Origin of the sequence: Salinivibrio socompensis S35, from assembly GCF_000513715.1 — a bacterium.
GTDB classification, from domain to species: domain Bacteria; phylum Pseudomonadota; class Gammaproteobacteria; order Enterobacterales; family Vibrionaceae; genus Salinivibrio; species Salinivibrio socompensis.
In genome coordinates this window covers 1-8,230 of sequence record NZ_AQOD01000054.1, presented here as the reverse complement: position 1 = coordinate 8,230, position 8,230 = coordinate 1, and the positions used below count along the sequence as shown (strand labels likewise).

Annotated in this window: 5 protein-coding genes and 1 pseudogene; 2 read left to right on the top strand and 4 right to left on the bottom strand. The window is 48.4% G+C overall.

What is annotated here, in order from left to right; all coding sequences use genetic code 11:
* Positions 1-89: 89 nt before the first annotated feature.
* The 3 genes and pseudogenes from glpK to DZ54_RS0107075 form a co-directional block, all read right to left on the bottom strand.
* Positions 90-1,289: pseudogene (glpK, locus tag DZ54_RS0107085) on the bottom strand (glycerol kinase GlpK); the annotation flags it as partial.
* Positions 1,290-1,358: 69 nt separating this feature from the next.
* Complete coding sequence (locus DZ54_RS0107080; protein WP_025673567.1) at positions 1,359-2,228, bottom strand: MIP/aquaporin family protein; 870 nt, start codon at positions 2,226-2,228, stop codon at positions 1,359-1,361.
* 287 nt (positions 2,229-2,515) lie between these two features.
* A complete protein-coding gene (locus DZ54_RS0107075; RefSeq protein WP_025673566.1) occupies positions 2,516-3,220 on the bottom strand; it encodes a riboflavin synthase in 705 nt (234 codons plus the stop codon).
* A gap of 151 nt (positions 3,221-3,371) precedes the next feature.
* Here DZ54_RS0107075 and DZ54_RS0107070 point away from each other — a divergent pair, with 151 nt between their 5' ends.
* Together DZ54_RS0107070 and DZ54_RS0107065 are read left to right on the top strand one after the other, a co-directional pair.
* Positions 3,372-5,546 (top strand): TonB-dependent receptor domain-containing protein, encoded by a 2,175-nt coding sequence (locus DZ54_RS0107070; protein ID WP_051415955.1) that lies wholly within the window; start codon positions 3,372-3,374, stop codon positions 5,544-5,546.
* A 168-nt stretch (positions 5,547-5,714) separates the two neighbouring features.
* The gene (locus tag DZ54_RS0107065; RefSeq protein WP_025673564.1) at positions 5,715-6,728 is read left to right on the top strand and encodes a 2-hydroxyacid dehydrogenase; all 1,014 of its coding nucleotides are present in this window, start codon (positions 5,715-5,717) and stop codon (positions 6,726-6,728) included.
* Positions 6,729-6,791: 63 nt separating this feature from the next.
* Here DZ54_RS0107065 and yiaY read toward each other — a convergent pair whose 3' ends face one another.
* Positions 6,792-7,940 carry an L-threonine dehydrogenase gene (yiaY, locus tag DZ54_RS0107060; protein ID WP_025673563.1) on the bottom strand — a complete coding sequence of 383 codons (1,149 nt, stop codon included), beginning with the start codon at positions 7,938-7,940 and terminating at the stop codon, positions 6,792-6,794.
* Positions 7,941-8,230 lie beyond the last annotated feature (290 nt).

Here is an 8,230-nt window from a genome sequence, read left to right as displayed (position 1 = left end):
CCCTTTCGGGATCGAATGGCTTCAGACCGTTACGTAAGGCCTGTTACCATTCGATTCGAATGTCGACGGGGTACCTAGCTGGTCGGTGATGAATCGGCTTGCATCGCATCCAATACGTCACGAGTTTGGTAAGCAATCCCTTCCAATGTCGCTCGAATAATATGGTTTGAATTCACACCGCGCGTTAAGCCAACAATGGTGCCGCGGGCGTAAGCATCCCAGTATGGCGCGCCTAATCCCGTGAAGGCAGGCACCACATAAACACCGTTAGACGTGTCTACTTTAGTGGCAAAATACTCAGAATCATGCGCGTCTTCGAGCACTTTTAGCTCATCACGAAGCCACTGAATAGAGGCACCGCCCATAAATACCGCACCTTCAAGCGCATAAGAGGGCTCACCCTGTGTACCACAGCCGATAGTTGTCAGCAGACCATGTGAAGACGTAACTTTCTCTTGGCCTGTGTTCATCAGCAAGAAGCACCCTGTGCCGTAGGTGTTTTTCGCCTGTCCAGCTTCGACACACATTTGACCAAATAGTGCAGCCTGTTGATCACCCGCAATCCCAGCAATGGGAATACGTGTACCCCCTTTACCGCCGATATTCGTTTGCCCATAGACTTCAGAAGATCGGCGCACTTCAGGTAACATTGACGCAGGGATGCCAAGCTCATCGAGCATTTTTTGATCCCAGCACATGTCGTTGATATTAAACAACATAGTTCGAGACGCATTGGTATAATCCGTCACGTGAACGCGCCCTTGGGTCATCTTCCAGACCAGCCAAGTATCCACGGTACCAAACAGCAGCTTACCCGCTTCTGCGTCTTCTCGCGCGCCTTCGACGTTGTCCAAAATCCACTTCACTTTTGTGCCAGAGAAATACGGATCAAGTACAAGCCCTGTGTTGTCGCGAACATATGAGGTTAAACCACGCGCCCGCAAGTCATCACAGATATCAGCGGTACGACGACATTGCCACACAATCGCGTTGTATACGGGTTTTCCGGTTTCTTTATTCCAGACAATCGTGGTTTCACGCTGGTTGGTAATACCAAGGCCAGCAATCTCATCACTGCGGATACCGGTTTTACCCAACACTTCAACCAGTGTTGAGCTTTGTGTCGCGTAAATCTCCATGGGATCATGTTCGACCCAACCGGCTTGAGGATAAATTTGCGTAAATTCGCGCTGAGACACACCGACAATGTTCGCGTCATGATCCATGACGATGGCGCGTGAGCTGGTCGTACCTTGGTCGAGCGCAACGATATATTTGGGCGTAGACATAATTGGGTTTCCTTCTATCTCTTATATTTTAGTCGTTATGGCGCACTTATACGCGCCTGCTACTTATGCTTATGCGTTTACTTTTTGCGTCTCGGTGTCAGCCAGCTCCAATTCTTCATCATCACACTGATTCGGAATGGTGCAACCGTGGCCCTCTTGAGGCAGGTATGGGGCGATCACTTTTGGATACAGCCAACCACCGAAGCAGGCCCCTAAAATGGGTGCGACAATGGGCACAATAAAGTAAGGAATATCGCGTGCGCCTGTCAGGGCATAATCCCACCCGGCAAAGAAGGCGAACAATTTAGGACCAAAGTCACGCGCTGGGTTCATTGCAAACCCCGTCAATGGACCGAACGAACCACCGATAACCGCAATCAAAATACCGATAAGTAATGGGCTCATCGGGCCACGTGCAGCGCCATTGTTTTCATCACCCAAGGCTAAAATGCCAAACATCAACACCGCCGTGATCACAAACTCAACCGCCATCGCGCCCATGAAAGACAGGGCTTGATGCGGATAGGTGGAGAAGATACCTGCGGTTGCCAGAGCCTCAGGGCTACTCCGCACGACATTGTTTGCGACTTCCCACTCGACGAAAAGGTTACTATAAAGACTGTAAACAAGCGCCGCTGACGCAAACGCGCCGAGCATTTGAGCAATAATGTAAGGAACCACTTTACTCTTATTAAAGCCATGAAAAGCTGCGAGAGCGATGGTAACGGCAGGGTTGATGTGCGCGCCAGAGACACCCGCGGTGCAGTAAATAGCAACTGCCACACCAAAGCCCCAAATGATACTGATTTCCCATTGACCAAACTCCGCGCCGGTCAACACAAGCGCGGCGACACAGCCCGCACCAAAAAAAATAAGTAAGCCCGTGCCGATAAACTCGGACACGCACTCGCCTAATAGCGTCGACGATGCTTTTTCCATGATGGTTATCCTTGTCACTGTTAGTAGGGGTTACACGTTCAAAGCCACACTACCATTTTGCATAATCACAGCATCTCGAAAACAAACTCACAACAAAAATGAGCGTTCGAGCATATTTTTATCACTTAATACTGACATTTTTGTTAACCACATCGTTATTTGAGCAAGTTCGCGCACAAAATGCGCAAACATAGGAGGATGACTAGAAAGGCAGGAATGGCAAGGCTTGGCGCCCTTCATATCTATACAGTGATCGTTGAGGGGCGCGCTTTATTGTTACGTCATTGTTATCGAAAAGTTGGCGTTGAGACTCCGAGTGTATCAAGATCGATTCCTTGCTCTTTCGCAAGCGATTCGAGCACCGGAAGCAAGGGGCCAAGCTTTTCGCTCAACGTATCACGCACGGTATCCACCATCACTTGGGTTTGTCGCTCGATTTCTATATTAACGGAGTCACCGACAGCCTTTCGCTCGAACGTTGTCATTCGCCGCGTCTCTGGGATCAACCAAACGTCAAACCAACCCTCATCCTTGTTCACGTCGGCAATGGTCAAGCTTGCGCCATTAATGGCGATATACCCTTTGGCAAAGATATAGCGCATCCATGACGTTGCTAAGGAAAATCGCAATCGACAATTTTCTTCTTGAAACAACACGTCATGTACTAAAGCACAGCAATCCACATGCCCCGATAACGGATGTCCGCCGATTTCCGCGCCATCTTTCGCCGCTCGCTCCGCGTTAACGCTATCGCCAGTGTTAAACGATCGCAACGTCGTTATCGCTAAGCTTTGTAGCATCACATCAAAGCGCACAAGATTGGCGTCTAACCGCTCAGTGACCGTCAAACATACGCCATCAATCGCGACACTGGCACCAATTTCTAGCCCCTCACAAAAACCATCTGGGAAACGGATATCGAACGTGCGAATGCCTTGGTGATCACGACAAACATCAATGTTTGCCACCGCTTGAATAATTCCGGTAAACATGTCCATTCCTATTGAGAGTTTCCCATCATCATACTGCTTGACAATAAAAATCACCACTCCATATGACTGATAATCAATCTCATTAGCATTGCTAGTCATTCCGGGTCAGCGTATAGTGCGCACTTTTATATGCCAGTAAGACATGATGAGTATGCCGTATCCTCCTTTACGCTTTGCCATTTTGGCAGCCTTCGCCGTTAGCGCTCATACCGCCAGTGCTAACACAAATCGCTCTCCCGACAGCATTGAAACCATTAAGATACAAGGTGAGCAATTAAACCATCCTATTACCCTCATCGCCCCGGGAGAATCGGCTTTAGAGCTGGACGATATTCAACGCGAACAGGCTCATAATATCGGAGAGTTGGTGATGAAAATGCCCGGCGTCTCGCTTGATGCCGGCGCACGCCCTGGCAGTGAACGTATCAATGTGTGGGGATTTTCTCACCCATCAGCACTGTCTGTCCGTGTAGATGGTGCCCCCGTCGGGTTTCAACAGTATCGCTATGGCAGCTTTTTCCTTGACCCTCAGTTGCTACGATCTGTACGTGTGGTAAGAGGCGATCACAATGTTCGCGCCAGTGTGGGCGCTTTTGGCGGCAGTTTTATCATGGAAACAAAAGAAGCTGCTGACTTTCTTGATGCGAATGAGGCAATTGGTACCACAGCTCAGGTAGGATTTAATAGCGTAAACCAACAATGGAAACGCAGTATCACGACCTTTGGCAAATCTGACTCTGGCTGGTCAATATTGCTTCATGGATCACGGCGTGATGCCGATGATATTGAGCTAGGCAACGGAGAGACATTTGATTTCTCAGGCTATGCGCAACATAGCCTGCTCGGTAAAATCAATTATCAATCTGACGCACACAATTTAATGTTTAGCCACACCCGATATGACGATCAGGGAAGAAAGCCATGGGCGAACCGGCGCGGCGCCATGCCTTCGATCAGTGATTATAAAATCAAGAAATATGGTAGCTACGAAGCGGCATTATTTGCCACATCAGTAGACAATCATTATCGCGAATATACCAGTACGCTGAATTATCACTACCAGCCCTTTAACAACTATATCGACACCAATGTCGTGATCGCGCACTCACAAAATCATCGTTACTGGGAAAGACCTGATAGCACCTATCAATCCTATATTACTTCGGGTCAATACGGGCATCAGGTGTGGTTATCGTATGAGCGTTGGTTTGCAGAGCTGACGAATACGAGTCACGTGGGTGATCACGAAGTCATGATCGGCGCTCAATATCAAGACCAAAACCGAAATTCGCACGTTTACAACCATACCTATCGCAAAAAGCTAGCGAAAAACTACGGCTACTATACGCCAAACTTTGAACCATCTGGCGAGCAGAAAACGCAAAGTGTGTTTGTGCAAGATAGATACTTTATTACTCCGGATCTCGAACTAACCGCCTCGCTACGCTATAACCATATTCGCTCACAAGGTGTGCCAAACCCGGCACCTGATTATAACGATCCCTCTGTCGGTCATGATTACAGCGCTATCACCCATCAAGGCTGGGAGCCGCGTATTGCATTGACCTACGATGTCAATTCATCAACACAAATCAAAGCCGCTTATGCCTATGGGTTGAAAGCACCAACGATTGACGAATTGTATACGGTGCAGTATGCAAGGGCGTCTAAACGGGCATCATCAAGTCGCGATCTTTCTGTAACTCGCGTCAATGCGTATCTATTGGGTCTATCTGATAAACGTCAACATATGTTAACAGACAGCGATCATCTAGCCACAGAGGTCACGCTATTTTGGAACGATATCATCGATGACGTTGCCCAGCGCCGTGGCGTGAATGCAACAAAACAAAAAGAAGGCTATTACACCAATCTGGATGGGCTATATACCTATGGCTTCGATGCACAATTACAATATCGCCTCAACGATTGGTTTACCGATGCATCTGTCTCTATGGTTAGAGGGAAACATAAAGGCTCATTGCGCGATAGTACAGGCGATGACGAGTACTGGTATGAAAACCCGCCACTAAGTGCAATGTTTGGGATTGGACGCCAACTGACGGAGACTATTCAAGTCGCTTGGCAAGGACAATATTGGGACGAACAAGATCGTGTTCCAAACGCACCTTCTTTGCACACGGCAAACGTTGCCAGTGACGCCTACTTTTTCCAAAACCTGTATGGTGAGTGGAAGCCCAGCGATGATTTTGTGCTACGCGCTACCATCACAAACCTAACCGATCAATATTATACGCCCTATCTGTCTGCCGGCGTGCCAGCCGCTGGCCGAGATGTGCGTATTAATGCCACGATGAATTTCTAGCCAAGCTAGGGGGGCACGATATTATCTAAGCCGAACACACGTTCGGCTTTGTCCCTTCATGCATAGCTGGCACGAATATCCTGATAAATTTAAGGGTTTATTTTCGATCCAAATCACGTTATTGATAGAGAACATTCTCCTCCCCCCGATTAAACCGGAGGCTATTTAATGACGACCATTGCCGTATTTAGCGCGAAATCTTATGACAAGGCCGCCTTTGCCCATGTCAACGACGCCTTTGAGTACACGTTTGAGTTTCACGATTTTCAACTCACCGACAAAACGGCCAAAATGGCGCAAGGTGCCGAGGCGGTTTGTGCGTTTGTGAACGACGATCTGTCTCGCCCCGTACTTGAAATTCTTGCAAAGGCAGGGACTTCTCTCGTTGCCTTACGTTGCGCTGGATACGACCGTGTCGATCTTGACGCGGCCAAGTCACTAGGGATCACGGTTGTGCGCGTGCCTGCGTACTCGCCTGAATCGGTCGCCGAGCACACGGTCGGCATGATGATGTGTCTTAATCGTCGTTTCCATAAAGCGTACCAACGTACCCGCGACGCAAATTTTGAGCTCGAGGGTTTAGTGGGCTTCAACTTCCATGGCAAAACGGCTGGAATTATTGGCACGGGTAAAATTGGTATTGCGACCATGCGTATCCTTAACGGCCTAGGCATGCGCCTACTCTGTCACGATCCGTATCAAAACCCACAGGCTCTTGAACTAGGGGCAGAATATGTATCAAAAGAAACGCTTTATGCGCAAAGTGATGTCGTTTCTTTGCATTGCCCGATGTCTAAAGAGAACTACCATTTACTCAGTGCCGACGCATTCGAGAAAATGAAAGACGGTGTAATGGTAATAAACACCAGCCGTGGCGAGCTTCTTGATTCCGTTGCGGCCATTGAGGCACTCAAGCAAGGACGGATTGGTTCATTAGGCTTAGATGTCTACGACAATGAACGCGATCTTTTTTTCCAAGATAAGTCGAATGATGTGATTGTCGATGATGTATTCCGTCGACTTTCAGCCTGCCACAATGTATTGATTACCGGTCATCAAGCCTTCTTAACTAAAGAAGCACTGCACAACATTGCCGAAACCACATTGGTGAACATTCAGTCCGTGCTGGATGGCCAACCTTGCCAAAACCAAATCGTCGAAGTGGAAGACAGAAGCGATTAATACTCATTAAAAAAGGCCTGATCACTCAGGCCTTTTGTTCTTCACTATTAGGTTAGCGGCAAATTACATAGCTTCCATGAAAATCTTGGCAATTTCCTCATGGGTTGCTTGCTTCGGATTAGTAAACCCGCAAGCATCTTTCAGCGCATTTTCCGTTAACACATCAATATCTGCTTGTTTAACGCCCAATTCATTGAGGCCTGCTGGAATGCCCACATCGGTCGACAGTGATTGAATCGCTTTGATTGCGGCTTTCGCGCCTTCATCCTCGGTCATGTTTTCGGTATCAACGCCCATCGCGGTTGCCACATCGCGTAGACGGCCCGCACAGACTTGCGCGTTGTAGCGCTGAACATGTGGGAGCAATACCGCGTTACACACACCATGAGGGAGATCATAGAACCCACCGAGCTGGTGCGCCATAGCGTGTACATAGCCCAGTGACGCATTATTGAACGCCATACCGGCCATGAACTGCGCATACGCCATTTGTTCACGAGCTTCAAGATTCTGACCATCAGCGACCGCGGTACGGAGGTGGTCTTGAATCAAGGTCATTGCTTTGAGTGCCACGGCATCAGTGATCGGTGTTGCTGCAGTTGACACATACGCTTCAACGGCGTGAGTTAACGCATCCATACCAGTCGCTGCTGTCAGTGAAGCGGGCTTCGCGAGCATAAGCTCCGGATCATTCACCGAGATAATTGGCGTGGTGTGCTTATCGACAATCGCCATCTTAATATGACGCGCCTCATCCGTAATAATACAAAAGCGCGTCATCTCAGACGCCGTGCCTGCCGTTGTATTAATCGCAATCAGGGGCAATTGAGGTTTCGCTGATTGATCGACGCCTTCATAATCTCCGATGTGACCGCCATTCGCAGCGACCAAGGCAATGCCTTTCGCACAGTCATGCGGCGATCCGCCACCCAAAGAAATCACACAATCACATTGGTTCGCGTGCAAAAGCTCAAGGCCTTGCGCCACGTTTTGCGTGGTAGGGTTGGGCTGAGTGCCATCATATACCACACAGTCAACCTGACGACTGTCCAGTAACGCCGCGACTTGTTTAACCACACCAATTTCGTTAAGCACCTTATCGGTAACAATTAAGGCTTTTTTAAATCCATGAGATTGAATGGCGTCTGCGGCTTCTGAAAGACATCCTGCACCCATCAGGTTGACGGCTGGGATAAAGAAAGTGCTCGACATGATCTTTGACTCCTTTTGTAGGGGTAACAGAGGATTTAGCAGAAAGTGCTTTCCCCTTTTGATGCCACCTTGTAACACGCCATTGGCTTGTCACATTTTGATCCAGCGCAATTTGCTAGGGCGTGTTGATCTTTCGTGATTGTTTTTTGAACGGCATGATAAGGCGTTATAATCTCTTTCGCCAAAAACAAACTGTAACGCCATACCATGCCGAGACTCATGCTAACTGATAAGCGGTGGCAAAAGCTACTTCAAAGTAATGAAGAACACTGGCCGCATTTATAAATAAA

Excerpts from the sequence above, each read along its gene's own strand:
- DZ54_RS0107075 (WP_025673566.1), bottom strand. The coding sequence starts at position 3,220 with ATGTTTACCGGAATTATTCAAGCGGTGGCAAACATTGATGTTTGTCGT.
- yiaY (WP_025673563.1), bottom strand. The coding sequence starts at position 7,940 with ATGTCGAGCACTTTCTTTATCCCAGCCGTCAACCTGATGGGTGCAGGA.
- DZ54_RS0107070 (WP_051415955.1), top strand. The coding sequence starts at position 3,372 with ATGCCGTATCCTCCTTTACGCTTTGCCATTTTGGCAGCCTTCGCCGTT.
- DZ54_RS0107065 (WP_025673564.1), top strand. The coding sequence starts at position 5,715 with ATGACGACCATTGCCGTATTTAGCGCGAAATCTTATGACAAGGCCGCC.
- DZ54_RS0107080 (WP_025673567.1), bottom strand. The coding sequence starts at position 2,228 with ATGGAAAAAGCATCGTCGACGCTATTAGGCGAGTGCGTGTCCGAGTTT.